The organism is Mycobacterium sp. TH-M116, assembly GCF_057473685.1.
Window position 1 is genome coordinate 1 of record NZ_JBYCLC010000278.1, and the last position, 25,952, is coordinate 25,952.

General features: G+C 68.9%; 23 protein-coding genes and 4 pseudogenes. 14 read left to right on the plus strand and 13 right to left on the minus strand.

What is annotated here, in order from left to right; genetic code table 11:
• Positions 1-524: methyltransferase (locus tag AC2VOK_RS13865; protein WP_428900999.1), on the plus strand; the 524-nt coding region annotated here is incomplete at its 5' end.
• An 18-nt stretch (positions 525-542) separates the two neighbouring features.
• On the opposite strand, the gene AC2VOK_RS13870 is transcribed toward AC2VOK_RS13865, so the two are convergent.
• Positions 543-911, minus strand: coding sequence for a DUF732 domain-containing protein (locus AC2VOK_RS13870; RefSeq protein WP_428901000.1), 369 nt, complete (start codon positions 909-911; stop codon positions 543-545).
• A 124-nt stretch (positions 912-1,035) separates the two neighbouring features.
• Positions 1,036-1,362 carry a DUF732 domain-containing protein gene (locus AC2VOK_RS13875; RefSeq protein WP_428901001.1) on the minus strand — a complete coding sequence of 109 codons (327 nt, stop codon included), beginning with the start codon at positions 1,360-1,362 and terminating at the stop codon, positions 1,036-1,038.
• Positions 1,363-1,443: 81 nt separating this feature from the next.
• Here AC2VOK_RS13875 and AC2VOK_RS13880 point away from each other — a divergent pair, with 81 nt between their 5' ends.
• From AC2VOK_RS13880 to msrB, 6 genes are all read left to right on the plus strand, one after another.
• Complete coding sequence (locus tag AC2VOK_RS13880; RefSeq protein ID WP_428901002.1) at positions 1,444-2,184, plus strand: Clp protease N-terminal domain-containing protein; 741 nt, start codon at positions 1,444-1,446, stop codon at positions 2,182-2,184.
• A gap of 53 nt (positions 2,185-2,237) precedes the next feature.
• Positions 2,238-2,759 (plus strand): hypothetical protein, encoded by a 522-nt coding sequence (locus AC2VOK_RS13885; RefSeq protein ID WP_428901019.1) that lies wholly within the window; start codon positions 2,238-2,240, stop codon positions 2,757-2,759.
• Entirely contained in the window at positions 2,747-3,289 is a 543-nt protein-coding gene (locus tag AC2VOK_RS13890; protein WP_428901003.1) for a GNAT family N-acetyltransferase, read from the plus strand. The genes AC2VOK_RS13885 and AC2VOK_RS13890 overlap by 13 nt, the downstream gene beginning before the upstream one ends.
• 135 nt (positions 3,290-3,424) lie before the next feature.
• Positions 3,425-5,002, plus strand: a complete 1,578-nt coding sequence (locus AC2VOK_RS13895) for an alpha/beta hydrolase (protein ID WP_428901020.1) — start codon at positions 3,425-3,427, stop codon at positions 5,000-5,002.
• A 28-nt stretch (positions 5,003-5,030) separates the two neighbouring features.
• A complete protein-coding gene (gene aftC / locus AC2VOK_RS13900) occupies positions 5,031-6,353 on the plus strand; it encodes an arabinofuranan 3-O-arabinosyltransferase (RefSeq protein ID WP_428901004.1) in 1,323 nt (440 codons plus the stop codon).
• On the plus strand, positions 6,350-6,757 hold the full coding sequence (gene msrB / locus AC2VOK_RS13905; RefSeq protein ID WP_428901005.1) for a peptide-methionine (R)-S-oxide reductase MsrB: 408 nt from the start codon (positions 6,350-6,352) through the stop codon (positions 6,755-6,757). Before aftC ends, msrB begins: the two co-directional genes overlap by 4 nt.
• A gap of 69 nt (positions 6,758-6,826) precedes the next feature.
• Here msrB and AC2VOK_RS13910 read toward each other — a convergent pair.
• Positions 6,827-7,183 (minus strand): annotated as a pseudogene (locus AC2VOK_RS13910) (endonuclease domain-containing protein); the annotation flags it as partial.
• A gap of 55 nt (positions 7,184-7,238) precedes the next feature.
• On the opposite strand from AC2VOK_RS13910, the pseudogene AC2VOK_RS13915 reads away from it, so the two are divergent.
• Positions 7,239-8,480, plus strand: a pseudogene (locus AC2VOK_RS13915) (ISAzo13 family transposase); the annotation flags it as partial.
• Between the two features lie 12 nt (positions 8,481-8,492).
• On the opposite strand, the pseudogene AC2VOK_RS13920 reads toward AC2VOK_RS13915, so the two are convergent.
• From AC2VOK_RS13920 to AC2VOK_RS13930, 3 genes and pseudogenes are all read right to left on the minus strand, one after another.
• Positions 8,493-8,996, minus strand: a pseudogene (locus tag AC2VOK_RS13920) (hypothetical protein); the annotation flags it as partial.
• A 164-nt stretch (positions 8,997-9,160) separates the two neighbouring features.
• On the minus strand, positions 9,161-9,910 hold the full coding sequence (locus AC2VOK_RS13925; RefSeq protein WP_428901006.1) for a class I SAM-dependent methyltransferase: 750 nt from the start codon (positions 9,908-9,910) through the stop codon (positions 9,161-9,163).
• A gap of 96 nt (positions 9,911-10,006) precedes the next feature.
• Complete coding sequence (locus tag AC2VOK_RS13930) at positions 10,007-10,624, minus strand: class I SAM-dependent methyltransferase (RefSeq protein ID WP_428901007.1); 618 nt, start codon at positions 10,622-10,624, stop codon at positions 10,007-10,009.
• A gap of 70 nt (positions 10,625-10,694) precedes the next feature.
• Here AC2VOK_RS13930 and AC2VOK_RS13935 point away from each other — a divergent pair, with 70 nt between their 5' ends.
• Entirely contained in the window at positions 10,695-11,234 is a 540-nt protein-coding gene (locus AC2VOK_RS13935; protein ID WP_428901008.1) for a MerR family transcriptional regulator, read from the plus strand.
• Here the strand turns inward: AC2VOK_RS13935 and hemQ are convergent.
• From hemQ to hemE, 3 genes are read right to left on the minus strand one after another with little or no spacing between them, the layout of a single operon-like run.
• Positions 11,185-11,883: a hydrogen peroxide-dependent heme synthase gene (hemQ, locus tag AC2VOK_RS13940; protein ID WP_428901009.1), complete on the minus strand. Its 699-nt coding sequence runs from the start codon at positions 11,881-11,883 to the stop codon at positions 11,185-11,187. The two genes, AC2VOK_RS13935 and hemQ, sit on opposite strands and share 50 nt — an antisense overlap.
• Positions 11,884-11,888: 5 nt before the next feature.
• Positions 11,889-13,253 carry a protoporphyrinogen oxidase gene (locus AC2VOK_RS13945; RefSeq protein WP_428901010.1) on the minus strand — a complete coding sequence of 455 codons (1,365 nt, stop codon included), beginning with the start codon at positions 13,251-13,253 and terminating at the stop codon, positions 11,889-11,891.
• Positions 13,250-14,299, minus strand: a complete 1,050-nt coding sequence (hemE, locus tag AC2VOK_RS13950; protein WP_428901011.1) for a uroporphyrinogen decarboxylase — start codon at positions 14,297-14,299, stop codon at positions 13,250-13,252. The genes AC2VOK_RS13945 and hemE overlap by 4 nt, the downstream gene beginning before the upstream one ends.
• 168 nt (positions 14,300-14,467) lie before the next feature.
• Between hemE and AC2VOK_RS13955 the strand changes: the two genes are divergently transcribed.
• From AC2VOK_RS13955 to AC2VOK_RS13965, 3 genes and pseudogenes are all read left to right on the plus strand, one after another.
• A complete protein-coding gene (locus AC2VOK_RS13955; RefSeq protein ID WP_428901012.1) occupies positions 14,468-15,286 on the plus strand; it encodes an enoyl-CoA hydratase/isomerase family protein in 819 nt (272 codons plus the stop codon).
• A 131-nt stretch (positions 15,287-15,417) separates the two neighbouring features.
• Positions 15,418-16,053, plus strand: a pseudogene (locus AC2VOK_RS13960) (DUF3000 domain-containing protein).
• Between the two features lies 1 nt (position 16,054).
• Entirely contained in the window at positions 16,055-17,389 is a 1,335-nt protein-coding gene (locus AC2VOK_RS13965; RefSeq protein WP_428901013.1) for an HRDC domain-containing protein, read from the plus strand.
• On the opposite strand, the gene dxs is transcribed toward AC2VOK_RS13965, so the two are convergent.
• From dxs to AC2VOK_RS13985, 4 genes are all read right to left on the minus strand, one after another.
• Positions 17,386-19,311: a 1-deoxy-D-xylulose-5-phosphate synthase gene (gene dxs / locus AC2VOK_RS13970; RefSeq protein WP_428901014.1), complete on the minus strand. Its 1,926-nt coding sequence runs from the start codon at positions 19,309-19,311 to the stop codon at positions 17,386-17,388. The two genes, AC2VOK_RS13965 and dxs, sit on opposite strands and share 4 nt — an antisense overlap.
• 58 nt (positions 19,312-19,369) lie before the next feature.
• Positions 19,370-20,833 carry a cation:proton antiporter domain-containing protein gene (locus AC2VOK_RS13975; protein ID WP_428901015.1) on the minus strand — a complete coding sequence of 488 codons (1,464 nt, stop codon included), beginning with the start codon at positions 20,831-20,833 and terminating at the stop codon, positions 19,370-19,372.
• 215 nt (positions 20,834-21,048) lie between these two features.
• The gene (locus AC2VOK_RS13980; protein WP_428901021.1) at positions 21,049-22,290 is read right to left on the minus strand and encodes a class I SAM-dependent RNA methyltransferase; all 1,242 of its coding nucleotides are present in this window, start codon (positions 22,288-22,290) and stop codon (positions 21,049-21,051) included.
• A gap of 41 nt (positions 22,291-22,331) precedes the next feature.
• Positions 22,332-24,326 carry an APC family permease gene (locus AC2VOK_RS13985; protein ID WP_428901016.1) on the minus strand — a complete coding sequence of 665 codons (1,995 nt, stop codon included), beginning with the start codon at positions 24,324-24,326 and terminating at the stop codon, positions 22,332-22,334.
• Positions 24,327-24,458: 132 nt separating this feature from the next.
• Here AC2VOK_RS13985 and AC2VOK_RS13990 point away from each other — a divergent pair, with 132 nt between their 5' ends.
• Both AC2VOK_RS13990 and AC2VOK_RS13995 read left to right on the plus strand, forming a co-directional pair.
• A complete protein-coding gene (locus AC2VOK_RS13990) occupies positions 24,459-25,142 on the plus strand; it encodes a potassium channel family protein (RefSeq protein ID WP_428901017.1) in 684 nt (227 codons plus the stop codon).
• Between the two features lie 34 nt (positions 25,143-25,176).
• A complete protein-coding gene (locus tag AC2VOK_RS13995; RefSeq protein WP_428901018.1) occupies positions 25,177-25,875 on the plus strand; it encodes a potassium channel family protein in 699 nt (232 codons plus the stop codon).
• The last annotated feature ends 77 nt before the right edge of the window (positions 25,876-25,952 follow it).

Genomic DNA, 25,952 nt, shown 5'->3' on the forward strand with positions numbered 1-25,952 from the left:
AGGCCTACGACTTCTCGGCCTTCCGCACCGTCGTCGACGTCGCCGGCGGGCACGGCCGCCTGCTGGCCGCGATCCTGGATTCGGCACCCGAGGCGCAGGGCGTGCTCTACGACCTGCCCGACGTCGTCGCCGGGGCGACGCCGCTGCTGCGGGAACTCGGTGTGGCAGAGCGGGTTCGGCTTGAGGAAGGCTCATTTTTCGACGGCGTCCCGGCCGCCGGCGACGCCTACGTCCTCAAGCACATCATCCATGACTGGGACGACGGCCCGTGCGTGCAGATCCTGCGCAACGTGCGATCGGCGGCCGGCGCCGGGGCGACGCTCCTGCTGGTCGAGGCGGTCGTCCCCGACGACAACAGCGCACCCGTCGTCAAATTGGTCGATATGGAGATGCTGGTGATCAACAACGGACGGGAACGCACGGCCGAGGAGTACCGCCGCCTGCTCGAGGACGCCGGTTTCGAGATGACCCGCGTGGTGGAAACCGCGTCGCGGTTCAGCATCATCGAGGCCCACGCGACCTGACGCCGCGGCACTGGCCTGTCAGTTGCCGACGGTGCCCGGGGCGATCGGATTACCGGCCTCGTCCGCCGGTTTCGGCCCCCCGCTGCCGGTGAGGTATTTCGGGCAGTAGTGGGCGGCCGACAGGGTGGTGAACTTCGCGGCACCGGCGCCCTGGAACTCCGGATTGCGGTTGCGCAGCTCTGTCACGATCTCGGCGGCCGACTTCCCCTCGTCGAGCAGGGAACACACCGATTTGGCCGCGCCGATGGCCAGGTCGGGGTCCTTGTAGGTGATGTCGGCGTTGCGCAGCTGGGTCAGGAAGTCCTGGTCGTTGTTGACGTCGGCGTGTGCCGGTGCTGCAATGCCGATCGCGGCGGCTACACACGTGAGCGGCAGGAGAAATTTCATGACCCGTCATTCTCGCGCACACCGTGGCGGACCGAGGTTGTCCGCAGCGAAACGGCAGGTGAACTTTCCGAAGCCACCGGCGGGCATCGGGAATGTGAAAAGGCGATCACAGGCGGCGCGCACGCTAGTCCCCGTTCGGGGGCGCGGGCCCGGTGCTCAGCGCGTCCGGGCAGTAGACATCGGCCGCGATCGCAGTGAACCGCGCGGCGTTGTCGGCCGCGAGCTTGGGATTGAGTTTCTGGACACTTCTGACGATGTCGGCCAACTGCGTGCCGCGGCCGGCCATGGTGCAGACCTCCTTTCCGGCCGCGATCACCCGGCCCGGATCCGCATAGGTCAGGCCGGCCGCCTGCAGCGTCGCGAGGAATTGGTCATCGGCGCCGTCGGCGTGCGCGGGTACCGCCATGCCGAGCATGACGGCAAAGCCGACCAGCGCCGCGGAAAATCTCATACCGCGGCAATCGTCTCAAAGCGGCCACAAGCCGTCAACAAAAGGTTGACAGCCGCTCATGCGTCAACCTAAAGTTGACGCATGAGCGGCACCCCGTCGACCTCCAACGTCCGTCTCGACGGCCTGATCACCACCATCGAACGGGCGCATCCCGACGTGCTGGCTCAGCTCGTCGACGCGGTCATGGCCGCGGAGCACCTCAGCGAGGTGGCCGACCACTTGATCGGGCATTTCGTCGACCGGGCCCGCCGCTGTGGAGCCTCCTGGACTGACATCGGCAAGAGCATGGGCGTCACCAAACAGGCCGCGCAGAAGCGGTTCGTCCCGCGCCCCGAGGCCGCGACACTAGACCCCCGACAAGGCTTCGGGCGCTTCACGCCGCGGGCCCGCAGCGCCGTCGTCGCCGCGCAGAACGACGCCCACGGCGCAGGCGCCGCCGAGATCACCCCCGGCCACCTTCTCGCCGGCCTGCTCGGTGATCCGGACGCACTCGCGACGATGCTGCTGCACCGCCAGCACGTCGACACCGACACGTTGCGCGCGGCCATGACCCCGGCACCGTCGGACGACCGCGTGCAGGCCACGTCGCCGGAGCTGATCCCGTTCAGCGGCCCCGCCCGCAAGGCCCTCGAGCTGACGTTCCGCGAGGCGCTGCGGCTCGGCCACACTTACATCGGCACCGAGCACCTGCTGCTGGCGCTGCTCGAACTCGAAGGCGGGGACGGCCCCCTGCACCGCTGCGGCGCCGACAAAGACCGCGTCGAGGCCGACCTCATCGACGCTCTGGAAGCGCTCGCCGGCGGCCCGGCCCAAGACGGTTGATCCGGCCGGATCGACCTATCCTCAGCGCAGCACAGGTATGGGATCATGCCATGATGCGCAGCTGGCTGATCGTCTTGTCGACCGTGCTCCTCGCCGCTGCGGGCGCTGCTGGCGCCGGCGTTGCCGCACCGCGCGCCCTGGCCGGCGACGCCCCGATCGGCCGCCTCGGCGACACCCTGCGGGTGGACAACGGCAGCTATGTCGCCGACGTCACCGTCAGCAGCGTCGGCCCCTGCGGCCCGCCGCCGGGATTCGGCTACACGCGCAGTGGCACCTACAAGGGCTTCCCGGGCAGTACGGTCGAGCGCGCCGACGTGACCGTGCACGCGATTCGGGTGCCCAACCCGTTCATCCTGGCGACCGACTTCGCCTTCGACGGAGTGACCCCGAACGCCGACGCCTACGTGCCGCGCACCTCCGACGCGCCCGACGCGCTGGACAACGTTCTGGTCAACGCTCCCAACGGGGCGATCGTGCGCGGCGAGGTGTATTGGGACGCCTACCGCGACCCGGTTTCCACGGTCGTCCTGCTCGACAAGAAGACGGGTTACCATCTCGCGCAATGGAATCTCTGACCCCAGTCGTGTCCCCGGCGGCGGCGGAGTCCGTCGGCGAACTGGCTGCCGTCGCCGCGCGGACCTTTTCGTTGGCATGCCCCCCGTCCGTGCCGGCCGACAGCGTCGCCGCGTTCATCGGCACGAACCTGTCCGCCGGGCGATTCGCCACGTACCTGGCCGATCCGCTGCGGGCGGTGCTCACCGCACGCCAGGACGACCGGATCATCGGCTACGCCATGCTCGTTCGCGGCGTGAGCGATGACGCCGGCGTCCAGCAGGCCGTCGACATCCGTCCGGCCGCCGAGCTGTCGAAGATGTACGTGCTGGCCGAGTATCACGGGACCGGGGCGGCTGCAGCGCTGATGACACGAGCGCTGGACACCGCCGAACGCTGGGGCGCCCGCTGCGTGTGGCTGGGAGTAAACCAGAACAACGAACGCGCACAACGCTTTTACGCCAAGAGTGGCTTCCGGGTGGCCGGATCCCGGACGTTTCAGGTGGGTGCCCGCCAAGAGGACGACTACGTCATGGTTCGCCGGACTCGCTGATCCTGACGGTCGGCGCCACCAGCCGCAGCGCGGCTTCCCGGCGGCCGAGGGCGTGCCCGCCGGTCAAAAATAGCGCCGTCACGGCGTCGCCCCGACCGGCGCTGCCGGCTACCTGTACCCCCGCTATGTGCGAACCTGGCTAGGGTGGTCGTCATGCGTCGGCCCCTCACGTCCGTTGCGGCCCTGCTCGCGGTGAGCACGGTGCTGGCCGGCTGCGTCCCGGGCCTGCCCGCCGACCCGCGCTTTGCGACCAATTCCGGCGCCGGGCCCCAAGGAGCGGCCCCGACCAAGCCGCCGCCCAGCGGACCGCCGCCGATCGCCGCACCCAAGAACGACCTCTCCTGGCGCGACTGCACGTCGCGGGTGTTCACCGACGCGGCTCTGCCCACCCCCGCCGGTGTCCGGCTGGACTGCGCCACCTACGACACCGACCTGGACCCCATCAACGGCGGGTCGGGAACGCTGACCATCGGGGCGGTCCGCGCCCGATCGGATCGCACCCCGCGCGACGCGGGTCCCCTGGTTTTCACCACCGGCACCGACCTGCCGTCCTCGGCGCAGCTGCCGGTCTGGCTGTCGCGGGCGGGTGCCGACGTCCTGAAAACCCACCCGATCGTGGCCGTCGACCGGCGCGGCATGGGCATGTCCACCCCGATCGACTGCCGCGACCAGGCCGACCGTGACGCGATGCGCAACCAGGCGCAGTTCCAGGTTGGCGACGACCCCGTCGCCAACCTGTCCGAGATCTCCAATACCGCCACCACCAACTGCACCGACGCCATCGCCCCGGGCGCCTCCGCCTACGACGACGTGCACGCCGCCTCGGACCTCGAGCGGCTACGCACCCTGTGGGACGTGCCCGCGGTCGCGCTCGTGGGAGTCGGCAACGGCGCCCAGGTGGCGCTCACCTACGCGTCGTCGCGGCCGGACAAGGTCGCCCGGCTGATCCTGGACTCCCCGATCGCCTTGGGGGCCGGTGCCGAGGGGGTCGCCGAGCAGCAGGTCAAGGGCCAGCAGGCCGCGCTCGACGCATTCGCCGACCGGTGCGTAGCGCTCAACTGCGCGCTGACTCCCGACCCGAAGGGTGCCGTCAGCGCGCTGCTGGCCGACGCCCGCGCCGGCCGGGGTCCCGGCGGAGCCTCGCTGGCGCAGGTGGCCAACGCCATCGCGGTCGCCCTGGGCTACCCGTCCGGCGGGGACACCGAGACCGTCTCGAGTCTGGCCGACGCGCTGGCGAGCGCGCGGTCCGGCGACGTCAACCCGCTGAACACACTGATCAACCACGCCGACACCACCCAGGACAGCGACGGCCAGTTCGTCAACTCCTGCAGCGACGCCGTCAACCGCCCCACCCCCGACCGGGTTCGTGAACTCGTCGTGGCGTGGGGCAAGCTCTATCCGCAGTTCGGCACGGTCGCCGCGCTCAACTTGGTCAAGTGCGTGCACTGGCCCACGATCTCGCCGCCGGCGCCACCGAAAGACCTGAAGGTCGACGTGCTGCTGGCCGGCGTGCAGAAAGACCCGATCGTCGGCACCGGAGGTGTCGCCGCGACGGCGGCCATCATCATCAACGCCAACGCCGCCAGCAAGCGGGTGATGTGGCAGGGCATCGGGCACGGCGCGAGCATCTATTCGTCGTGCGCGGTGGCGCCGCTCATCGGCTACCTCAACGACGGCAAGCTACCGGGAACCGACGTCTACTGTCCTGCCTGAGTCGCTTGCCCCGGCCCGCTTCGCCCCGGTGTACGGTTCGCTCGTGACGGCAGCTGACTCGACCAGAACCGGAGTGGGTGATCGGATACTGGCTTCATTTCGTCCCCGCACCGGCCCACCCGGCGCCGCGACGATACTGCGGTCGGCATTGTGGCCGGTGGCCATCCTGTCGGTGCTGCACCGCAGTATCCCGCTTTCCCTCAACGGCAACATCACCGACGACTTCAAACCGGTGTACCGGGCGGTACTGAACTTCCGGCACGGCTGGGACATCTACAACGAGCACTTCGACTACGTCGACCCGCACTACCTGTACCCGCCCGGCGGCACGCTTCTGATGGCGCCGTTCGGATATCTGCCCCTCACGCCGTCGCGCTATCTGTTCATCCTGATCAACACCGTGGCGATCCTGATCGCCTGGTATTTGCTGTTGCGGATGTTCAAGTTCACGTTGTCCTCGGTGGCCGCACCCGCCCTGCTGCTGGCCATGTTCTGCACCGAGACGGTGACCAGCACGCTGGTGTTCACCAACATCAACGGCTGCGTCCTGCTCGCTGAGGTGCTGTTCCTGCGGTGGCTGCTGGACGGCTCCCAACCAGGAAAAGTCAATCGTCAATGGTGGGCCGGTGCCGCGATCGGTCTGACGCTGACGCTCAAGCCGCTGCTCGGGCCGCTGCTGTTGTTGCCGCTGCTGAATCGGCAGTGGCGGGCGCTGGTGCCGGCCTTCGTCATTCCGATTGTCATCAACGTCGCCGCCTGGCCGTTGGTGAGCGACCCGATGGACTTCGTCACCCGCACGATGCCCTACATCCTGGGCACCCGGGACTACTTCAACAGCTCAATCGAGGGCAACGGCGTGTACTTCGGCCTGCCCACGTGGCTGATCGTGTCCATGCGGGTTCTGTTCACCCTGCTGGCGATCGGCGCACTGTGGCTGCTGTGCCGCTACTACCGCACCCGCGACCCGCTGTTGTGGCTCGCGAGCTCGACGGGGGTGCTGCTGTTGTGGTCGTGGCTGGTGCTGTCGCTGGCCCAGGGCTACTACTCGATGATGCTGTTCCCGTTCCTGATGACCGTGGTGCTGCCCAACTCGCTGATCCGCAACTGGCCGGCCTGGCTGGGCATCTACGGCTTCATGACCCTGGACGACTGGCTGATCTACAAGTGGATGAGGTACGGACGTGCGCTGCACTACCTCAAGATCACTTACGGCTGGTCGCTGCTGCTGATCGTGGCGTTCACCGTGCTGTACTTCCGCTACCTGGACGCCAAGGCCGAGAACCGGCTGGACGACGGGATCGACCCGGCATGGCTGACGGCCGAGCGCGACGGCGCTAGCGTGGAGGCATGAACCCGAAGGTGCAACTGAGCGACGCGGAGTGGCGTCAAAAACTCAACCCTGCGGAGTTCGAGGTGCTTCGCCGCGCGGGCACCGAGCGGCCGTTCACGGGCGAATACACCGACACCACCACCGAGGGTGTCTACGAATGCCGGGCCTGCGGTGCCGAATTGTTCCGCAGCACGGAGAAATTCGCGTCGCACTGCGGCTGGCCGTCATTCTTCGACCCGTCGAGCTCCGATGCGGTGATCTTGCGTTCGGACACCTCGCTGGGGATGACACGCACGGAGGTGCTGTGCGCCAACTGCCACAGCCATCTGGGTCACGTGTTCACCGGTGAGGGCTACCCGACGCCCACCGACCAGCGCTACTGCATCAACTCCATCTCGCTGCGCCTGGTCCCGACGGGCGGTTAGCGCCCGATCGCGATCGCGCCCGCGACACATAACCAGTTGCGACGACACGCCGAAGCGCATCGCAACAGCTTATGTTTCGCAGTACCGCCGGCGGATGAGGGCGTCGCGCACCCGTCGCACGACATCCTCTGGCTTGTCTTCGGCGATCACCCGAATGACGATCCAGCCAAGCGCTTCCAGCTTGCGTATCCGCCACTGGTCTCGGGCGTACTGGCGTCGGTCGGTGCGGTGCTGGTCACCGTCATACTCGGCGGCCACTTTGTATTTCTCCCAACCCATATCCAGCAGGCCAACCGTTCGCCAGTTCTCGCTCACCGGTATCTGTGTCCGCGGAGCGGGCAATCCGGCATCGCTCAGCAAGAGCCGCAGCCACGTTTCTTTCGGCGAGGCGGCACCCGCATCGACGAGCGGAAGCGCCGAGCGTAAGGACTCGCGCAGTAATTGATTAGGTTTTTCTGTTTGGTTTGTTCACACTTGTGGTATGACGCTGCCTGCTGTGGACTCCGATCCGGTCGCCGCCCGTTTGTCGTTGATCCGCCCGCATCTGGATGAGCGGGCGTGGCGGTTGTTGCTCGGCGCGGAGGCCAAGGTGCTGGGTCGGGGCGGGATCAAGCTGGTCGCGGCGGCCGCTGGGGTGCATCCGGATACCGTGGCGGCAGGTGTGCGCGAGTTGGATTACGACGAACCGATTCCGGGGCGGGTGCGCCGGCCGGGTGCGGGTCGCCCGCCAGTGGCGGTGACCGATCCCGATCTGGTCGCCGCGCTCGATGCGCTGGTGGATCCGGTCTCGCGGGGCGATCCGGAATCGCCGTTGCGGTGGACGACCAAATCGACGGGCAAGCTGGCCGCCGAGCTGATCGCCAGGGGGCATCGAGTGTCCGCGCGGACGGTGGCCAAGCTGCTCAAACAGGCTGGTTACAGCCTGCAGGCGAACTCGAAAACCATTGAAGGCGCCCAGCATCTGGATCGGGATGCCCAGTTCGGCTATCTCAACACGCAAGTCGAACGATTCCAGGCCGGCGGGTATCCGGTGATCAGCGTGGACACCAAGAAGAAGGAACTCGTCGGCAACTACAAAGCTGCTGGCCGTGAATGGGAGCCCGCCGGGGCACCGCGCACGGTGCAGGTGCACGACTTCGCCGACAAGCAGCTGGGCAAGGTGGCTCCCTACGGGGTCTACGACATCGGCGCCAATACCGGCTGGGTCAACGTCGGCACCGACGCCGACACCGGCCAGTTCGCCGTGGAATCGATCCGCCGCTGGTGGACCACGATGGGCGCTGCCAGCTATCCCGGATCGGACAAGCTGCTGATCACCGCCGACTCCGGTGGCTCCAACGGATCCCGGCTACGGCTGTGGAAAACCGAACTCGCCGCCTTCGCCGCCGAGACCGGACTCGACATCACCGTCTGCCACCTACCGCCGGGCACCTCCAAATGGAACAAGATCGAACACCGGCTGTTCTCCGCGATCAGCCGCAACTGGCGCGGACGCCCCCTGGAATCCCACGAGGTAGTCATCGAAACTCTCAGGGCAACAACCACATCCACCGGACTGACCGTGAACGCGGTGCTCGACACCACCACCTACGAGCGTGGTATCAAGATCACCGACAAGCAAATCGCCGCCCTCGAAGCCACCCAACTGCACCGTCACGAGTTCCACGGCGACTGGAACTACACACTCACGGCCGACCACACCGCGACACGCCCCACGGAACCCAGCTAATTACTGCGCGCTCCCTAACCGCCGCAGACCCCGCGCGCCCCGGTATCGCTCGCACAGCGACAACACCTCCTCGACGCGAAACGGGGTCGCGCGCATCAGGGCATCGAGCCGCGCCACGGCCTCGCCGATGGGCAATCGCCTACCCAAGTCGAACGCCGTCCGGGCGAGAGTGGTCACCGGTAGACCCGCGACCCGGGTCACCTCATCCGGCCCGACCCGGTGATTACGGGTGACCACGCCGACCGGAGCGTGCTGGTTACGCCATATCAGCTCGACGGGCTCGTCTTCGTCGATCCAGTCCGATCCGTGCAATGCCGCCGCGGCAAGGCCGGCCAGGACGCCGCGGCGGCGCGACCACAACCATGCCGCCGTCGAGCGCGTCCGCAGCGACGGCGCGGCACCCGTGGCAACGAAAACGTCGGGATGGATCGCCCGGAACCCGGTGCGCAGTTGATACGGGCTCAGCCTGCCCTGCCGCACAGCCTCGCTGCCCCTGAATGCCTCGTCCACATGATGAAAGACGTCAGCGCACCCGGCCCGGATCCGCCAGACATCAACCACTGCGACGCTTTTCGGCGTGTCCTCGCAGACGTTTATGTGTCGCGGCGGACGCGGCGGACGCGGCGGACGCGGCGGACGCGGCGGACGCGGTGGATCCGGCGGCCCCGGCGGCCCTAGTCCACGCGGGTGGCGTGAACCTCCCAGAACGGGGCGTGCACCCTGCCCCCGACCAGCCACGGTTCCATCGACCGGAACCGCTCGAGCAGGGCCCGGGCCTGCTCGGCCATGTCGGGATTGCGCGCGGCCATCATCTCGATGGTCTCGACGCTCATGTTGACCAGGTAGGTGGTCGGGCCCAGGTAGGTGATCTCCCAGCCGCCCGAGGGCAGCACGTCACGAAAGTCGTCCTCGGACAGCGATCGCATCATGGTGAAGCCGTTGACGTCATGCGCGCCGAACTCGAACATGTACAGCCGCGCGCCCGGCCTGGTGGCGCGGTGCAACGACCGCACGTAGGACTTCTGCAGCTCGGGATCGGTGCTGAACGTGTGGTAGAAGGCGCAGTCCACGACGGTGTCGAAGCGGCCCTTCAGCCCGTCCAGCCGCGTGGCGTCGGCCAGTTCGAAGTTCACCGACACCCCGGCATTGCGCGCGTTCTCCCGGGCCCGCTCCAGGGCAGCCGCCGAGCCGTCGATACCGGTAGCCGTGTAGCCCTTGGCCGCGTAGTAGATGGCATGGTGACCCGGCCCGGTGCCGGGGTCCAGCACCTCACCCTTGACCGCGCCCAGGGCGACGAGCCGCTGGACCACTGGCTGCGGGCCGCCGATGTCCCACGGTGTGGCCGCCGGTAGCCCATTCGACAGCCGCTCGTCACGGTACATCTCCTCGAACCGGGTGGGGTCGGCCGAAGCTGGTTGGTTCATGCGTCTCCTCATTTCCACTGGACGACATTTTCCACTGGGCGACATTTTCCACTGGGCGACATCGCCGATATGTCGACACTGATCGCGGCGCGACTCTCAGCGGCGAATCGCTTTCACCACCTGGACGGCACGTCGACCACGGTTGAGTTTTTCAGTGTGAACATCGTCGAATCCTGCCGTACGACAACACGCGGCGAACGAGCCGGCCTGTTGGTCAGTCCATCCGTGGCTGGCCAGCCCCGTAGCACCAGGGCGAACGCGGCGCTCGATCGCGAAGAATCGCCCGCCCGGGGACAGCACTCGTCGGACCTCGGCGAGTCCCGCGCCGACATCCGCCCAGTGGTGCACAGTCGCAACCGACCACACAACTGTCGCAGAACGGTCCGGCAGCGGCAGGTTTTCCGCGCTGCCCTGCAGCCAGCTGATACCTGGTCGGTCGCGGGTCACACGCCGGGCCATTCCGAGCATCAGCCTCGCGGGATCGACGCCGACGACACTTGCACCGCGACGGGCAGCTTCTCTGACGGAATCGCCTGGGCCACAACCAATGTCCACAACCTGGTCGGAACTCGACAACGACGCCAGGTCGACCACGAACCGGGCGCGAGCACGGCCCGCAACCAGCATGGTGAGCGCGGCGAAAAATCCCTTTGGCCCGGCAAAACCAGGATGATCGGCATGATGGTTGGCCGGGGCGGCCGGCGAGATGTCCATGGCTGTCCTTCTGCGATGTGGTCTTCCAGACAGCTTGCAGGTTCAGGTGAGGTTGAAGTCAAATGACGGGATGGATCTGATTCCGATCGGCCAGGCGGCGGGTCAGCTGGGGCTCAGTACGTCGGCGCTGCGGTACTACGACGAACGCGGACTGGTGTGTCCGCCGGTCAGGCGAGCCGGGCGACGCATGTACGGACCGGAGGAGCTGCGTCGGCTGGCGTTCGTCAAGATCGCCCACCAGCTCGGACTCCCCCTCGAGACTGCGGCGGCTGTCCTCGACGCTCCCGGCCCGCAGTGGCGGCAGACTGTTCGCGCGCAGATCGCCGAACTTGACGACGTGATCGCACATGCGCGAGCAGCGCAAAGGTTCCTTACCCACGCGATGAACTGCCCGACCGACCATCCCGCTCGCCAATGCGCCACGATGGTCGCCGCGCTGGACCGGCTCGTCGACGGGGCAACGGTCGATGAACTCGCCGCCGAGCACACGGAGCAGCCGTCACCCCTCCCACGTGCACGTTCGGCGTGCACGCCTCCCACGTGCACGTCAGGCGTGCACGTCAGGGCAGGGCGTTCACCAACTGATCGACCGCCACGCGCGGCCCCGTGAAGAACGGCGTCTCCTCGCGGGTGTGCCGGCGGGCGTCGGTGGCGCGCAGCTCCCGCATCAGGTCGACGATGCGGTGCAGTTCGGGGGCTTCGAACGCCAGGATCCACTCGTAGTCCCCCAGCGCGAACGCCGGCACCGTGTTCGCGCGGACATCCTTGTACTCCCGCGCGGCCATACCGTGCTCGGAGAGCATGCGGCGACGCTCCTCGTCGGGCAGCAGATACCACTCGTAGGACCGCACGAACGGATACACGCAGATGTAGGCGCCGGGCTCCTCGCCGGCCAAAAACGCCGGGATGTGACTCTTGTTGAACTCGGCCGGGCGATGCAGCGCCACGCTGCTCCACACCGGCGTGCAGGCCCGGCCCAGTGTGGTGGTGCGCCGGAAGTCGGCGTACGTGGCCTGCAGCGCCTCGACGGTCTCGGCGTGGGTCCAGATCATGAAGTCGGCGTCGGCCCGCAGGCCGGCCACGTCGTAGAGGCCGCGCACCACGACGCCGCGCTCCTCCTGCACCTTCAGGAACGTCGCCGTATCGTCGACGACCTCGTGCCTCGAGTCCTCACCGAGCGCGCCCGGGCTTACGGAAAACACCGAGAACATCAGGTAGCGCACCGTCGCATTCAGCGCGTCGTAGTCGAGCTTGGCCATGGGACCTATCGTGCCACTTCCGCGTCGAGAGCCTGCACCGCGCGACCCGCCGAGCCAACGCACGCCGGCACGCCGATGCCGTCCAGGTAGCTGCCCGCCACGGCGAGCCCCGGCGGCAGCCCCGAGCGGACCTCGGCGACCAGGTCGGCGTGGCCGGGCCCGTACTGCGGCATCGCGGCAAGCCAGCGCTGCACGCGGGCGTCGACCGGCTCGACGGTCAGCCCGAACACGGTGGACAGGTCGCCCATCGCCCAATCCAGCAGCTCCTCGTCGGATGCGGACTCGGCCAGCCCGTCGCCGAAGCGCCCGAACGACAGACGCAGCAGCTGGATGTCCTCGCGGGCGCCCCCCTTGCGCCCCCATTTTCGGGTAGACAATGTCACCGCCTTGGCCCGCAACCGCTCCCCGCTGGCCACCAGCACCCCGGAGCACTGCGGAAACGGCGTGTCTCCGGGCACCGCGAGCGCCAGCACGGCCGACGACGCACTCGTGATCCGGGCGGCGGCCGCGGCGGTGCGCGGGGCGACGCCGGCCACCAGTTGTGCCGCCCGCACCGGCGGAACCGCAAGCACGACCGCGTCGGCGTGCCATCGTGCACCTGCTTCGTCGCGCAGGTCCCAGCCGGGCCCGGCACGGTCGAGCCGGCGCACCGCAGCGCGGACCCAGCGCAGCCCGCTGCGCCGGACCAGCTCGTCGACCAGCACCTGATAGCCGCCGTCGATCGCCCCGAACACCGGCACGCCGGTGGCCGGAGGCAACGCCTGCCGGACCGCGTCGGTCAGGCAGGCGGCGCCGCGGTCGAGGGCCGCCGCCACGCCGGGGGCTGCCGCGCGCAGGCCGATCGTCGCCGCCGAACCCGCGTACACCCCGCTGAGCAGCGGATCCACCGAGCGGGCCACCACCTGATCGCCGAAGCGGTCGCCCACCAGGTCGGCGACCGCCGGGTCGGCGCCAGGACGCCAGTCCAGCGGGCGGACGGGCTCGGACTCGATGCGCGCGACGGTGGCCTCGTCGACCAGTCCGGCCATCGACGCCGACGACGACGGGATCCCGACGACGGTGCCAGCCGGCAGCGGATGCAACCTCTGCCCGCTGTAGATCAACGGCCGCGCGCCGGTGGTTGCCAGCTGGCGCCCGGACAGGCCGAGTTCGGCCAACAGCGCGGGCATCTCGGGCCGGCGCAGCACGAACGCCTCGGCGCCGACGTCCATCGACTGACCCCCGACACGTTCGCTGCGCAATATCCCGCCGAGCCGGTCACCGGGCTCGAACAGCGTGATGTCGGCGTCCGCATTGGCGGCGCGCAGCCGATAGGCCGCCGTCAAGCCCGAAATCCCTCCCCCGACAACGCAATACGAGCGGAATCTCATAGCGAGTGGACCAGTGACACCAACTCGGTCAGCACGCCCGGATCGGTTTCCGGCAGCACCCCGTGGCCGAGATTGAAGACGTGGCCGGCCGCTCCCGCGTCGACGGCGCGGCGTCCGTCATAGACCACTGCGCGTGCGGCGCGCTCCACCGCCGGCCAGCCGGCCAGCAGGACCACCGGGTCCAGGTTGCCCTGCAGCGCCGTCCCGGGGCCGACGCGGGAGGCGGCAGCGGCCAGCGAGGTGCGCCAGTCCACACCCACCACCGTGGCGCCGCAGTCCGACATCGCGCCCAGCAGCTCGGCCGTGCCGACCCCGAAGTGGGTCATCGGCACGCCGTAGCCGGCCAGTTCGGCGAACACCCGCGCGCTGTGCGGCTGCACGTAGGCGCGGTAGTCGGCCAGCGACAGCGCCCCAGCCCACGAATCGAACACCTGGATCGCGTCCACCCCGGCGTCGAGTTGGGCCCGCAGAAAACCGACGGTGATGTCGGCCAACTTGCCCAACAGCGCGTGCCAGGTCTCGGGTTCGGCCAGCATCATCGCCTTGGTGCGGGCGTGGTGGCGGCTCGGGCCGCCCTCGATCAGGTAGGACGCCAGGGTGAACGGCGCGCCGGCGAACCCGATCAGCGGGACCTCCCCGAGTGCGGCCACCAGCAACCCCACCGCGTCGGAGACCGTCTGGATACGTTGCGGGTCAAGCGGTTTGAGCTCGTCGACGTCGGCGGTGGTGCGCACCGGCGCGGCAATGACCGGCCCCACACCCGCGACGATGTCCAGGTCGATACCGGCGCCGAGCAGCGGCACCACGATGTCGGAGAACAGGATCGCCGCGTCGACGCCGTGACGGCGAACCGGCTGCAGGGTGATCTCGCACACCAACTCGGCGTCGAAGCAGGCGGCCAGCATGTTGTGGTTGGCGCGCAACGCGCGGTATTCGGGCAGCGAACGCCCGGCCTGCCGCATGAACCACACCGGAGCCCGACTTGTTGTGCGGCCGGTCACGGCGGCCAGATAGGGCGACTCGGGTAGGTCGCGACGCGTGTTCATCGGCCTCAATGCTGCCACGACCGGGCACCGCGGTGTGCGCAGCGGTCTTCCGGGCGACATCAATGCGCAAACCGCCCGTGTGGTGCTCGCTGGGGCCGCGGACGACCGTTGCGTAGCATCAAGAACCGCAACCGCTCAGCACGAGTCGATCAACGTTCAGGAGCCCGGATGCCTGTCAGTCTTCCGCCGGTCAACTACGACGAATTCCCCAGCCTGCGTTGTGAACCCGGCGAGAACGGCGTGCTGAGGATCGTGCTCGACGCGCCCGGGCTGAACTCGGTCGGGCCACAGATGCACCGCGACCTCGCCGACATCTGGCCGGTGATCGACCGCGACCCCGACGTGCGAGTGGTTCTGGTGCACGGCGAGGGCAGGGCGTTCTCCTCGGGCGGCAGCTTCGATCTGATCGCCGAGACCATGGGCGAATACGAGGGCCGGATGCGCATCCTGCGCGAGGCCCGCGACCTGGTGTTCAACATGATCAACTGCGACAAGCCGGTGATCTCGGCGATCCGGGGGCCGGCCGTCGGCGCGGGCCTGGTGGTGGCGCTGCTGTCCGACATCTCGGTGGCGGGCCGCACCGCCAAGCTGATCGACGGGCACACCAAGCTCGGGGTGGCCGCGGGTGACCACGCCGCGATCTGCTGGCCGCTGCTGGTCGGCATGGCCAAGGCCAAGTACTACCTGCTCACCTGCGAGACGCTGCTCGGCGAGGAGGCCGAACGCATCGGGCTGGTCTCGAAGTGCGTCGACGACGACGACGTGCTCGCCACGGCCACCCGCATCGCCGAGAACCTCGCGCAGGGCGCCCAGACCGCGATCCGCTTCACCAAGCACAGCCTCAACCACTGGTACCGCATGTTCGGCCCGACCTTCGAGACGTCCGTCGGCCTGGAATTCCTCAGCTTCAGCGGTCCCGACGTGGCCGAAGGCCTGGCCGCGCACCGCGAGAAACGCCCCGCGAACTTCACCGGCACCACCACCTGAGCAGCGCCGATACCTCCTCCGACGCCTCCTCCCTCGCGACCGGCGGGCCAACATCACGGCTCGGTCGCGACGGCGCGCCGTTCGGCGTGGCTGCCGCGGCGTGTCGGGCCGGGGGTCTACCGTCGAACGTTGTGAGACGCGCCGACGACGACGCAGAGCGTCAGCGATGAGGAGGAATGGCGCCAGTGAGCTCGGCTGAACCGGCCCCGTTCCGCGAGGCAGTCGCGGCGATGAACACCGTCAGCGTGCGGCCGGAGATCGAACTGGGCCCCATCCGGCCGCCGCAGCGGCTGGCACCTTACAGCTACGCACTGGGCGCCGAGGTGAAACACCCCGACCTCGAGATCGTCCCGGAGCGCTCCGAGGGTGACGCGTTCGGCCGGCTGATCCTGTTGTACGACCCCGACGGCGCCGACGCCTGGGAAGGTACGTTGCGCCTGGTCGCCTACATCCAGGCCGACCTGGACGCCAGCGAGGCCGTGGACCCCATGCTCCCCGAGGTGGCGTGGAGCTGGCTCAACGACGCGCTGGAGTCGCGCCTGCAGCACGTCACCGCGCTGGGCGGCACCGTCACGGCCACCACCTCGGTGCGCTACGGCGACATCTCCGGGCCGCCCCGCGCCAACCAGCTCGAGCTTCGGGCATCGTGGACCGCGACCACCCCCGACCTGGGCGTCCACGTCGAGGCGTTCTGCGAGGTGCTCGAGCACGCCGCGGGCCTGCCGCCGGCCGGGGTCACCGACCTGAGCTCGCGCTCACGCGCCTGACATGTTCGAACCGTCGGCCACCAGGCCCGGTAACGCCGCAGCGGCAGAAACCGGCAGCAACGCGCCCGACAACACCGAACCCGCCCCCGCCCCCCTGTTGCACCCGGCAGCCGGGCTGCCCGAGCTGTCGGTCAGTGTCCGCGAGATCGGGGCGGCCGCCGAACTGCTGGGCCGCGGCCACGGCCCGTTCGCGGTGGACGCCGAGCGTGCTTCGGGTTTTCGCTACTCGAACCGGGCCTATTTGATCCAGATCCGGCGGGCCGGCGCCGGGACCGTGCTCATCGACCCGGTCAGCCATGGCGCCGACCCGCTGCAGGCGCTGCGGCCGGTGGTCGAGGTGCTCGGCACCGACGAATGGATCCTGCACTCAGCCGACCAGGACCTGCCGTGCCTGGCCGAGGTCGGCATGCGACCCCCCAAGCTCTACGACACCGAGCTGGCCGGGCGGCTGGCCGGCTTCGAACGGGTGAATCTGGCCGCCATGGTCCAACGGCTGCTGGGTTACGGGCTGGCCAAGGGTCACGGCGCGGCCGACTGGTCCAAGCGACCACTGCCCGCCGAGTGGCTCAACTACGCGGCCCTGGACGTCGAACTACTCATCGAACTGCGCGAGGCGATCTCGCAGGTTCTGGCCGAGCAAGGCAAATCCGATTGGGCCACACAGGAATTCGATCACCTGCGCAATGCTGGACTGATGGACGTGGCCCCGGCCACCCGGCGGGACCGGTGGCGACGGACATCGGGCATCCACCGGGTGCGTGACCGGCGGGCCCTGGCCGCGGTACGCGAGCTGTGGTCGGCCCGCGACCGCATCGCGGCGCGCCGCGATGTCGCGCCGCACCGGGTCCTGCCGGATTCGGCCATCATCGACGCCGCGGTCGCCAACCCGACGAGCGTCGAGGAACTCGTCGCGCTGCCGGTCTTCGGCGGGCGCAACCAACGGCGCAGCGCCGCGGTGTGGTTGGCGGCGCTGCAGGCGGCTCGCGAGAACCGGCATCCGCCGCCGGACGCCGAGTCGCCGAACGGGCCGCCACCCGCGTCGCGGTGGAGCAGGCGCAAACCCGAGGCGGCGGCACGGCTGGAGGCGGCCCGGGCCGCGCTGGCGGAGGTGTCACGGCGGGTGGGCGTCCCGACCGAGAACCTCGTCTCGCCCGACCTGGTGCGACGGCTGTGCTGGGACTGGGAGGCCCCCCGAGAGGGGACGGCCGACGCGGACGTCGACGAGTTCCTGCGCAACGGGCAGGCGCGAACCTGGCAGCGCGAGCTGGTGGTCGCCGTGCTTGCGCGTGCGGTGCAGCAGGCCGACACCGACCGCGGTGCCGAAGAACCGGACTAGTCCAGGTGCTCGCGGATCTCCGCTTCGGCGACCCCGCTGCCCAGGGCTGCGACCCAACCGGTGATCCGCCGGGCCACATCCTGATCGGTCAGCCCCAGGTCGGCCAAGAGCTCACCGCGCGAGGCGTGCTCGAAGAATTCCTGCGGTAGCCCGACGTCGCGGCACGCCACGTCGATCTCCCGTCGGCGCAGCGCAGCGGACACCGCCGCACCCACGCCGCCGTTGACCCCGTTGTCCTCGAGCGTGACCACCAGCTTGTGCCGGCCCGCCAGTTGCAGGACACCGTCGGACACCGGCAGCACCCAACGCGGGTCGATCACGGTCACGCCGATCCCCTGATTGTGCAGCCGCCTGGCCACCGCGATCGCCATCGCGGCGAACGCCCCGACTCCCACCAGCAGGACGTCATGGTTGACCCCGCCGGCCGGCACCGCGAGCACATCGACGGCCGAGACCCCCGACCCTTGGCGCTCCAGGGCCGGAATATCTTCGCCCACATCCCCTTTGGGAAAGCGGATGGCGGTCGGCCCGTCGTGGACGTCGAGCGCCTCGCCGAGTTCCTCGCGCAGGCGCGTCGCGTCACGCGGAGCGGCCACCCGCATGCCCGGCACGATACCCAAGACCGACATGTCCCACATGCCGTTGTGGCTGGGGCCGTCCGAACCGGTGATCCCGGCCCGGTCGAGGACCATGGTGACGGGCAGCTTGTGCAGCGCCACATCCATCATGATCTGGTCGAACGCCCGGTTCAGGAACGTCGAGTAGATGGCCACCACGGGATGCATCCCGCCCATGGCCAGACCGGCCGCCGACGTCATCGCGTGTTGCTCGGCGATGCCGACGTCGTACAGGCGGTCCGGGAACTGCTGACCGAACGCCGTCAGTCCGGTGGGGCCGGGCATCGCCGCGGTGATGGCCACGATGTCGCGACGCTGCCTTCCGAGGGCGATCAGCGCGTCGGAGAAGGTCGCCGTCCACCCGGGGCCCGCAACCTTGGTGGCCCGGCCGGTGACCGGGTCGATCACCCCGCAGGAATGCATCTGCTCGGCTTCGTCGTCCTCGGCCGGCGCGTAGCCCATCCCCTTGCGGGTGACCGCGTGCACGATCACCGGGCGCCCGAAATCACGGGCATGGCGCAGCGCGACCTCCACCGCGCGTTCGTCGTGGCCGTCGACGGGGCCCACGTATTTGAGCCCCAGGTCGGTGAACAGCAGCTGCGGGGACAGCGAATCCTTGATGCCCGCTTTCACGCTGTGCATGAACCGGTAGGCGACCTTGCCGACGAGCGGCATCGCCCGCAACGCCTCGCGCCCCTTCTCCAGCGCCTGCTCGTAGGCGGGCTGCAGGCGCAGCATGGCCAGATGGTCGGCGACGCCGCCGATGGTCGGCGCATAGCTGCGACCGTTGTCGTTGACGACGATGATCACCGGGCGGCGGGATGCGGCGATGTTGTTCAGCGCCTCCCAGCACATGCCGCCGGTCAGCGCGCCGTCGCCGACCACCGCGACCACGTGGCGGTTGCGGTGACCGCTCAGCTCGAACGCCTTGGCCAACCCGTCGGCATACGACAGTGCCGCACTGGCGTGGCTGGACTCCACCCAGTCGTGCTCACTCTCCGCGCGCGACGGATACCCCGACAACCCGCCCTTTTTGCGCAGGGTCCCGAAGCCGTGGCCGCGCCCCGTCAGCATCTTGTGGACATAGGCCTGATGACCGGTGTCGAAGATGATCGGGTCGTGGGGCGAATCGAAGACGCGGTGCAGCGCCAACGTCAGTTCGACGACGCCCAGGTTGGGTCCCAGGTGTCCCCCGGTGGCAGCGACCTTGTGGATCAGGAACTCGCGAATCTCGGCGGCAAGATCGCGTAGCTGCTGTTGGGAAAGGTGCTGCAGATCGGCGGGCCCACGGATCTGTTCCAGCATCCGGTCAGTCTACGCAGCGACCGCGCCAACAGCAGAGAAGCGGCGAGAGGTAGCCGGCCTAAGGGGGGCCGAAGAGTTCGGCCAGCATCCCGTGAAATTCGGGATCTGCCAGCATCACGACCTCGTCGCCGGCCTGAAGTTGGGTGTCGCCCCGCACCGGCACCAGACCGGTGGTGCGGACCACGATGCTCACCCAGATGTCACCGACCCGGTCGCTGAGCCCCTCGACGGTGCACCCCTCGGCGGCAGATCCCTTGGCGACGCTGAAGCGATGGACCCCCTCCGGTTCGTCCGCGAGCCGGACACCTATCTCCCACGGCTGGGTCTCGACCGTGCGCATCGGCAGCTGCAACAGCCTCGCGACGCCGGGCACCGAGCTGCCTTGCACCAGAACCGAGAAGATCACGACGACGATCACGATGCCGTACAGGCGTTCCGCGTCGGGGACGTGCGCGGCGCGCAGAAACTCGCCGAGCAGGATCGGCACCGCCCCTTTGAGGCCGGCGAACAGGACGAAGACGCGTTCGTTTCGCGCAAGTTCCACGCCCGCCAGGCAGGAGCTCACCGCCAGCGGACGAATCAGCACCGTCAGAGCCACTCCGAGAGCGAGCCCGGGGATCCACACGTCGGGATGGGTGAGAACGTTGAGGTCGACGGTCAGCCCCAGCACGACGAACGCGACGATTTCGGCGAGACCTGCCAGGGCGGCGTGGAAGCGCTTGATCTCGGGCTTGTAGGGCGCGCGAGCGTCGCCGATCACGATGCCGGCGACGAACACGGCCAGAAATCCCGAGCCGTGCGCAAGCGTGGCGATCCCGTACAGCATCAGGCTGGAAGCCAGCGTCCGTAACGGGTACAGACCTTCACTGGGCAGTGCCACGCGGCGCATGAAGGCAAGCAGCGCGCGGCCGCCGAGAACCCCCACGGCCAGGCCGATCGCCATTTGCAGGGCGAATTGAGCCCCCACGCCGGCGAACCCGGCCGCGCTGAGGCCACCGGCCGCGATCAGACTCGTCATCAACGCGATGCCTACCGGATCGTTGGCACCGGATTCGCCCTCCAGGATGGTGCTGCTGCGCCCCCTGATCTCGCGTTTGCCCAGGACGGAGAAGACCACGGCCGGATCGGTGGGCGCCACCGCGGTCGCGACGAGCAACGCGGGGAACCAGCCGACTCCGCACGCGTAGTGCAGCATCAGCGCGGCGCCGGCGGCGGTGAGGGCAGTACCCAGGACGCCGACCGACAGGATGGGAGCGAATGCGGCCCGGAATCGGGCGGGACCGATGTGCATTCCGCCGTCGAACAACACCAGCACCAACGCGACGGTGATGACCCGCTCGACGACCCCCTCCGACGGACGCGCCAACGCGGGCACGGTGTGCACCGCCACCGCCGTTCCGACCAGCATGAGCAGGGGTACCGGAATTTTGACCCGCTCGGTCAGCCGGTTCGCCAGCACCGCAACCAAGCCGACGGCGCTGGCGAACAGGACCATCAGCGCGAAACGCAGGGTCTCGTTCACGATGGCGCAAATCGGACATGGCTCGGGCAGCACCGCATGGGCAATCGACCCGGCTCGACGGCCGCGGACCGTCCTGGGATGGTGAACACCTGAGCCTTTCAGTCGGCCGACAAAGACGTCGCCGACCAGACTTCCCGGCACACCGCGCTGCAGTGTAGCCGCTCTGGACAGGCGTGACCCGCAGAGCCGTTGCGCGTGCCGGTCTCTCGTCGGCCCTAGTGGCGCTTTGACGCGCGAGTCAGCAGTGCCACGCATTCGGTGTGATGGGTGAGCGGGAACGCGTCGAACACCTTGATCTTCTCCACGTGGTACCCCCGCCCGCGGTACAGGCCGATATCGCGCGCAAAAGACGCTGCCTCACAACCGATATGCACCACCCGCGGTACCTCGGCGGCGGCCAGGATGTCGATGACCTCACGCCCGGCCCCGGCCCGCGGCGGATCCAGCACGGCCACGTCGGCCCCGGAGCGCTGCGACGTGAGCGCGCGCCGCACCGAATCGGTGACGACGTCCACCTGCGGCAGGTCGGCCAGCGCCGCCCGGGCCGCGCGGGTCGACGCGCGCGACGTGTCGACCGTCAACACCCGCCCGGACCGCCCCACCGCGTCGGCCAGCGCGGCGGCGAAAACACCCGCACCGCCGTAAAGGTCCCAGGCCACCGCGCCCGCACCCGGCTGCGCCCACTCGGCGATCAGGGTCGTGTAGACCTGCGCCGCGTCGCGGTGAGACTGCCAGAAAGCCGTCACGGGCACCCGCCAACTGCGACCGCCCACCCGCTGCACCGCCTCGTAGCCGCCCTCCACCACCTTGGTGGCGGTCCGGCCTGCCTGCCGCACCGTGCGCACCACGTGGCGGGCACCGTCGTCGTCGACGGCCACGTGCAGCTGTGCGGCCGGCGGCAGGTCGGCTCTGGAGAGGTTCGCGGACAGGCTCTCGGCCAGCCCGTCCAGCATCCCCTCGGACAACTGCGCGCAGCGCAGGTCGGTCACCAAGGTGTCGCTGTGGTAGCGGTGAAAACCGGGGCGGCGGTCCGGGCCCACCGCCAGCCGGACCCGGGTACGCCACCCGGTCGGGTCCGACGCCGACAGCTGCTCGGCCCCCGCGTCCGCGCCGCTCCAGTCGAAACCGCCGAGCCGTTGCAACTGGTTGGCCACGACGCGGGCCTTGAGCACCCGGGCCGCCTCCGGGGCGGCGAACGCCAGATCGCAACACCCTGCGCCGCCCACCCCGGCGATCGGGCACAGCGAGTCGGTGCGATCCTTTGACGGCTCGATCACCTCGACAACCTCGGCGTGCCAATACGATCCGCGGTCCGTGGTGACCCGTACCCGCACCCGCTCGCCGGGCAGCGCATACCGGACGAACACCACCCTGCCCTCGTGGTGCGCCACGCAGCTGCCGCCGTTGGCGGGGGCGCTGGTGACCACCGTCAGCTCGGCCCGGGCCGACGGCGGCACCGGTGTCTCCGCTCGAGACGGTTCGGGCCGCGGTGTCGTGCTCAATCGAAGATTCCGCGGCGGGCATCGCCGGGCGCGGATTGCGGCTGCAGCGCCTGCAGACGCTCCGACGACGTCAGCTGCCAGGGAACCGAGGTCACCATCACTCCGGGCATGAACAACAATCGGCCCTTGAGCCGAAGCGCGCTCTGGTTGTGCAGCACCTGCTCCCACCAGTGGCCCACCACGTATTCGGGGATGAACACCGTCACCACGGTGCGCGGCGACTCGTTGCTGGCGCGCTTGACGTAATCCAGCACCGGACGGGTGATCTCGCGATACGGGGAGGCGATGACCTTGAGCGGCACGCTGATGTCGCTGTCCTCCCACTGGTGCACCAGCTCCCGCGTTTCCGCGTCGTCGACGCTGACGGTCACGGCCTCCAACACGTCGGGCCGGGTTGCCCGGGCGTAGGCCATGGCCCGCCGCGTCGGCAGGTGCAGCTTCGACACCAGCACCACGGCGTGGTTGCGGCTGGGCAGGACGATGTCCTTCTCCTGTTCCGCCGCCTGCGCCAATTCCCGGTTGACGGTGTTGTAGTGCTTACGGATCAGTTTCATCACCGCGAACAGTGCGCTCATGGCGACGATCGCGATCCACGCCCCGGCGAGGAACTTCGTGATCAACACGATGAACAGGACCGTGCCCGTGGACAGCAGCCCGACGGTGTTGACCACCCGCGAGCGCATCATCGTGCGCCGCACCCGCGGGTCGGTCTCGGCACGCAGCAGCCGGGTCCAGTGCCGGACCATGCCGATCTGGCTGAGCGTGAACGAGATGAACACCCCCACGATGTACAGCTGGATCAGTGCGGTGACCTCAGCCCGGAACGCGAGGATCGCCAGCAGTGCCGCCGCCGACAAGAAGAGGATGCCGTTGGAGTACGCCAATCGGTCTCCGCGCGTGTGCAATTGGCGCGGCAGGTAGCTGTGTTGCGCCAGCACGGAACCCAGCACCGGGAACCCGTTGAACGCGGTGTTGGCCGCCAGCACCAGAATCAGCGCGGTCACCGTGGCGATCAGCAGGAACCCGATGTGGAAGCTGCCGAACACCGTCTCCGCCAGCTGCGTGACGAGGGTCTTCTGGTAGTAATCCGGCGGGGTGCCCGTCAGCTGGGTCGCGGGATCGTCGACGAGCTGAACCCCGATCTTCTGGGCCAACACGATGATGCCCATCAGCAGCGTGACCGCGATCCCACCCAGCATCAGCAAGGTCGTCGCCGCGTTGCGCGACTTGGGCTTCTGAAACGCCGGCACCCCATTGCTGATCGCCTCGACACCGGTCAGCGCCGCACAGCCCGAGGAGAACGAGCGCGCCACCAGGAAGGCGAACGCGAAGCCGAGGACCGGTCCGTTCTCGGCGTGCATCTGAAAAGCGGCGGATTCGGCACGCAGAGGATCGCCCAGCACGTAGATCCTGAACAGTCCCCAGCCGATCATGATGACGACCCCGACGATGAACGCGTAAGTCGGGACGGCGAACGCCACCCCCGACTCGCGGATCCCGCGCAGGTTCAGCCCCATCACCAGCAGGATGGCGGCCACGCAGAACCACACCTTGTGTTCCGCCACGACCGGGATGGCCGAGCCGATGTTAGACATCGCCGAAGCCGTCGAAACGGCAACGGTGAGAACATAATCCACCATCAGGGCACTGGCCACCGTCAGGCCGGCGTTGTCACCCAGGTTGGTGGTGACCACCTCGAAGTCTCCGCCGCCGGAAGGGTAGGCATGCACGTTCTGCCGGTAGCTGGCCACCACGACCAACATGACCGCGACCACCGCCAACCCGATCAACGGCGTCAGCGAGTAGGCCGCCACACCGGCCACCGAGAGCATCAGGAAGATTTCCTCCGGCGCGTAAGCCACCGAGGACAGCGCATCGGAGGCGAATACCGGCAGGGCGATGCGCTTGGGCAGAAGTGTGTGAGTCAGCCTGTCGCTGCGAAATGGTCGCCCGATCAGCAACCGGCGAGCGGCGGTGGAAAGTTTGGACACGAGAGCCAAGAGTAAGCCCACCCAGGCCTGCCGGTAGCGTTCTGCAGGCGAGAATGTTCATGAGCCAAATCGGCTGGCCGAACAAGGTTGCCGATAGGTGAACACCAGTAGGACCAGCCGAGAGGACCTCAGGTGCGGGTGGTGGTGATGGGGTGCGGCCGGGTGGGTTCGTCGGTGGCCGACGGGCTGTCCCGGATCGGTCACGACGTCGCGGTCATCGACCGCGACAGCACCGCATTCAACCGGCTCAGCCCGGAGTTCGGCGGGGAGCGGGTGCTCGGACAGGGTTTCGACCGCGATGTCCTGCTGCGGGCCGGCATCGAAGAGGCAGAGGCATTCGCCGCGGTGTCGTCCGGCGACAACTCCAACATCATCTCGGCTCGGCTGGCGCGGGAGACGTTCGGCGTGCAGCGCGTTGTCGCCCGCATCTACGACGCCAAGCGGGCCGAGGTCTACGAACGCCTCGGGATTCCCACGATCGCCACGGTGCCGTGGACGACCGATCGCCTGCTCAACGCGCTGCTGCGCGACACCGAGATCACCAAGTGGCGCGACCCCACCGGTACGGTCACCGTCGCTGAGGTCGTCCTGCACGAGGAGTGGATGGGCCACCGGGTGACCGATCTCGAGCAGGCCACCGGTTCCCGCGTGGCGTTTCTGATTCGCTTCGGGGCGGGAGTGCTGCCGGAACCGAAAACGGTCATCCAGGCCGGCGATCAGATTTATATCGCCGCCATCTCCGGGCGCGCCGCCGAGGCGGTGGCCATCGGCGCCCTGCCGCCCAGTGAGGACCTCGAGTCAGGCGCGGGTCAATGAGGCGCGGCGCGGCCGGGGCTCCGGGGTGGCTCAGATGAAGGTGGCTGTCGCCGGGGCAGGCGCGGTCGGTCGCTCGGTCACCCGCGAGCTGATCGGCAACGACCACGAAGTGACCCTGATCGAGCGCAATCCCGATCACGTCGACGTGGACGCCATCCCGGCCGCCAACTGGCGCCTGGGCGACGCCTGCGAACTGAGCCTGCTGGAGTCGGTGCACCTCGAGGCTTTCGACGTGGTGGTCGCGGCGACCGGCGACGACAAGGCCAACGTCGTGCTCAGCCTCCTGGCCAAGACCGAGTTCGCGGTCCCTCGCGTCGTGGCCCGCGTCAACGATCCGCGCAACGAATGGCTGTTCACCGACGCCTGGGGGGTGGACGTCGCGGTGTCCACACCTCGCATGCTGGCGTCGTTGATCGAGGAGGCTGTCGCCGTCGGCGATCTGGTGCGGCTCATGGAGTTCCGCCGAGGTCAGGCCAATCTGGTCGAGATCACCTTGCCCGACGACACCGTGTGGGGCGGCAGGCCGGTGCGCAAGCTGCAGTTGCCGCGGGACGCCGCCCTGGTCACCATCCTGCGCGGTCCGCGCGTGATCGTGCCCGAGGCCGACGAGCCGCTCGAAGGCGGCGACGAGTTGCTCTTCGTCGCCGCCCCCGAGGTCGAAGAGGACCTGCGCGAACTGCTGCTGCCGAGCGCCCAGCGGACCGGGCCGGGCGAACCCGCGCCGGGCGACTAGTCGGCGCGGCGGGCCTCGGCGTCGTCGACAGCGGAGATGGCGCGCTGGGCCGACCTGTAGGCCGCGTACGTGACCAA

What these genes read in the sequence shown, in the direction of transcription:
- AC2VOK_RS13870 (WP_428901000.1), bottom strand. Translation starts at nt 911, where the DNA reads ATGAAATTTCTCCTGCCGCTCACGTGTGTAGCCGCCGCGATCGGCATT.
- AC2VOK_RS13875 (WP_428901001.1), bottom strand. Translation starts at nt 1,362, where the DNA reads ATGAGATTTTCCGCGGCGCTGGTCGGCTTTGCCGTCATGCTCGGCATG.
- AC2VOK_RS13880 (WP_428901002.1), top strand. Translation starts at nt 1,444, where the DNA reads ATGAGCGGCACCCCGTCGACCTCCAACGTCCGTCTCGACGGCCTGATC.
- AC2VOK_RS13885 (WP_428901019.1), top strand. Translation starts at nt 2,238, where the DNA reads ATGCGCAGCTGGCTGATCGTCTTGTCGACCGTGCTCCTCGCCGCTGCG.
- AC2VOK_RS13890 (WP_428901003.1), top strand. Translation starts at nt 2,747, where the DNA reads ATGGAATCTCTGACCCCAGTCGTGTCCCCGGCGGCGGCGGAGTCCGTC.
- msrB (WP_428901005.1), top strand. Translation starts at nt 6,350, where the DNA reads ATGAACCCGAAGGTGCAACTGAGCGACGCGGAGTGGCGTCAAAAACTC.
- AC2VOK_RS13925 (WP_428901006.1), bottom strand. Translation starts at nt 9,910, where the DNA reads ATGAACCAACCAGCTTCGGCCGACCCCACCCGGTTCGAGGAGATGTAC.
- AC2VOK_RS13930 (WP_428901007.1), bottom strand. Translation starts at nt 10,624, where the DNA reads ATGGACATCTCGCCGGCCGCCCCGGCCAACCATCATGCCGATCATCCT.
- AC2VOK_RS13935 (WP_428901008.1), top strand. Translation starts at nt 10,695, where the DNA reads ATGGATCTGATTCCGATCGGCCAGGCGGCGGGTCAGCTGGGGCTCAGT.
- hemQ (WP_428901009.1), bottom strand. Translation starts at nt 11,883, where the DNA reads ATGGCCAAGCTCGACTACGACGCGCTGAATGCGACGGTGCGCTACCTG.
- AC2VOK_RS13945 (WP_428901010.1), bottom strand. Translation starts at nt 13,253, where the DNA reads ATGAGATTCCGCTCGTATTGCGTTGTCGGGGGAGGGATTTCGGGCTTG.
- hemE (WP_428901011.1), bottom strand. Translation starts at nt 14,299, where the DNA reads ATGAACACGCGTCGCGACCTACCCGAGTCGCCCTATCTGGCCGCCGTG.
- AC2VOK_RS13955 (WP_428901012.1), top strand. Translation starts at nt 14,468, where the DNA reads ATGCCTGTCAGTCTTCCGCCGGTCAACTACGACGAATTCCCCAGCCTG.
- AC2VOK_RS13965 (WP_428901013.1), top strand. Translation starts at nt 16,055, where the DNA reads ATGTTCGAACCGTCGGCCACCAGGCCCGGTAACGCCGCAGCGGCAGAA.
- dxs (WP_428901014.1), bottom strand. Translation starts at nt 19,311, where the DNA reads ATGCTGGAACAGATCCGTGGGCCCGCCGATCTGCAGCACCTTTCCCAA.
- AC2VOK_RS13995 (WP_428901018.1), top strand. Translation starts at nt 25,177, where the DNA reads ATGAAGGTGGCTGTCGCCGGGGCAGGCGCGGTCGGTCGCTCGGTCACC.